Below are 2,460 nucleotides of genomic sequence, written 5' to 3' on the forward strand. Positions count from 1 at the left end.
CGCGCGGAGTGAGGACGGGTCTGGTGCGCCTCGACCGGGAACAGGTGCCCGGCATCCTGGCGACGCTTCCGCTGGGGGGTGCACGCTGATGTCCACCACTTCTTTCGGTACGTCACCGGCCTCGGGCGCTCCTTACCCGGGTGCTTCCTCCTCGGGCGCTCCTTACCCGGGCGCTCCTTCTCCCGGCGCTTCCTCCGCCCGGCGTACGGGGCGGGTCACGCGGCCCCGGTTCGGATTCGGGCTCGTCGGACCGCGCCGCGACCGGCACTCCGTACCCCTGGAACAGCTGGAGGCGCTGGCCCTGCCGGTCGGCGACGACGGCATGGTGATCGGCGTGGACGCCGAGGGCCGCCCGGCCGTGCTCGGCATCAACCGGCCCGTCCCGTACGACGTCACGCTCATCGGCGGCCTGTGGACCGCGCAGGTGCTCGCCCTGCGGGCGGCCGCGACGGGTGCCCGGGTGGCGGTCGAGACCGGGCGCGCGCAGGCGTGGACGGCCCTCGCGCAGGCCGCGGGCGGCGGGCAGCCGTGCATCACGCTGCACGACGTGGGCCGGGTGCCGCCGCAGGGCGCCTCGGCGGGCAGTCCGGTGGTCGTGGTGCGCGACTGCGGCATGCGGCCGCCGCGCGGCCGTGTCGTGTCGGCTCCCTGGCAGTCGGTGGTGACGCTGCTGCCCTATCTGAGCCCGGTCGCGCCCCGGCTCCTGGAGAAGTCCTCCCTGGTCGGGGTCCAGCGGGTGTCCCCCGACGAGGCGGCCCAGATCGGCCGCATCATGAGCCTGCCGCAGCACGAGTACGAGGCGCTGTCCACGCTCGCCGACGGGGTGACCCTCTGGTGCACGCCGAACGACCGCCAGTTCGTGATGACGCAGGCGACGGACGCCGAGACCGGATTGTTGGGCGGCGCGCGCCGGATGGACTGAGGCGGCTGAGCGACGACGTCATGACGTGAAGTCGTTCAAGTACGTCCGTTTTTGCATCGTTTTGAACGGTGGGGGTTCTCACTCTGCGGCGCGACCGGGTCACTTGGGGCCCGGAGCGGTCCGTGGGGGCGGGCGCGGAGGGGCCGTCGGCCCTGCCCGGGGGCGGCCCGCGGCGATTAGGGTGGAAGGGCCCCGCCCACAACGGCACAAGGGTGCTCGACCACACCAGGAGGCAAAGTGAACGGCGATCGCGACGAGATCCACGGGGGTTGGAATCCGCCCGCCGACGATCAGTCCGACGCGGATCCCGCCGAGATGACGGGTGAGTTCACCATCGACTACACCCCGCCCGCCTGGTACACGCAGAACGCGTCGGGCGGTACGGGGACGGGCGGTGTCACTCCCCCGCCGCCGAGCGGAGCGCCGGTTGCCGTACCGGGCCTCCCGGCGGGCAGCGGCTTCGAGCCCAGCTGGAACATCGCGCCGCCGGCCCCGCCGGTGGCGGTGCCTCCCGTGACGCCTGCGGCTCCTGCTCCCGCGCCCGCTCCGGCGGCTCCTGCTCTCGCGCCCGCTCCGGCGGTTGAGCCGGTCGCGCCCGCCGCGCCGGCTCCCGGGCAGCCCGCCGCCGCGGTGCCGCCGGTGGGGACTCCCCCGTTCGGCGTGCCTGGTGCGCCGGTGCCCGGTGCGCCCGTGCCCGGTGGTCCGCTGCCGTCCGTCCCGGCGCCCGCGCCGGAGACGGCCGCGCCCGCGGCCTCGTACGGGGGCGGGGACGTCGAGAGCGGTGCGACCGTGCGCTTCTCCCCCGCCGCTCTTGAGCGCGAGATCGCCGAGCGCACGGCGGAGAACGCAGAGAACGCGGAGAACGCAGAGAACACGGCGGACGCGGACGACTCCGCCGACCCGTCGAGCAGCGCGGCCGCCGAGGACGGCGGTGCGGCGGGCACCGCCGAGGCCCCCTCCGCGGAAGCCGTGGAGACCGAGAGCACCGACGACGCCGTAACCGGCAAGGTGGCCGACGACGCGACGGACGCGACGGGTACGGGCGACGACGAGGCCTCCCCAGAGGCCTCCGGCGACGCCGCGAGCCCGGAGGACGCGCCGGCCTCTCCCGAGGCGGACGCGGAGCCGGAGACCGGCACCGACGCGGAGACCGGGGCGGCCGTCGCCGCCGACTCGGCCGCTCCCGGCGCCGGCCCCCTCCCCGCCGCGCACCCCGCCGCCGGAGCGCCGCAGGGCTTCGGCCCCGGCGCGGCTCCCGGTCCGTACGACGCGGCCGGGCAGCAGGCCGGTGGCGCTCCCGGACCCTTCGGCGCCCGGGTACGGCGCACCGTACGGCCCGGGGGCGGCGGCGTCCGCGCCCGGGTACGGGGCGCCGAAGGGTCCGGGAGCGCCACCGGCCTGCTGCCCGGCCGCGTCGTACGGACCGGGAGCCGCGCCGGGGCCGAAGCCCTGCGGCGCTCCGGCGGCGGGGTGCGCGGCGGGGAGGGGGCCGGCGCCGGGAGCGGCCGAGTCGGCGGCGACGGCCGCACCGGTCTCCG

General features: G+C 76.9%; 2 protein-coding genes. Both read left to right on the forward strand.

Going from position 1 to position 2,460, the window contains the following annotated elements; all coding sequences use genetic code 11:
* Positions 1-88 precede the first annotated feature (88 nt).
* A complete protein-coding gene (locus CCN56_RS31810) occupies positions 89-922 on the forward strand; it encodes a hypothetical protein (protein ID WP_086831360.1) in 834 nt (277 codons plus the stop codon).
* Between the two features lie 237 nt (positions 923-1,159).
* A partial coding sequence (locus CCN56_RS31815) for an SCO5717 family growth-regulating ATPase (RefSeq protein ID WP_256962284.1) occupies positions 1,160-2,460 on the forward strand: 1,301 nt, incomplete at its 3' end.

The organism is Streptomyces sp. NRRL B-24572 (assembly GCF_002156145.1).
Classification (GTDB): Bacteria; Actinomycetota; Actinomycetes; order Streptomycetales; family Streptomycetaceae; genus Streptomyces; species Streptomyces vietnamensis.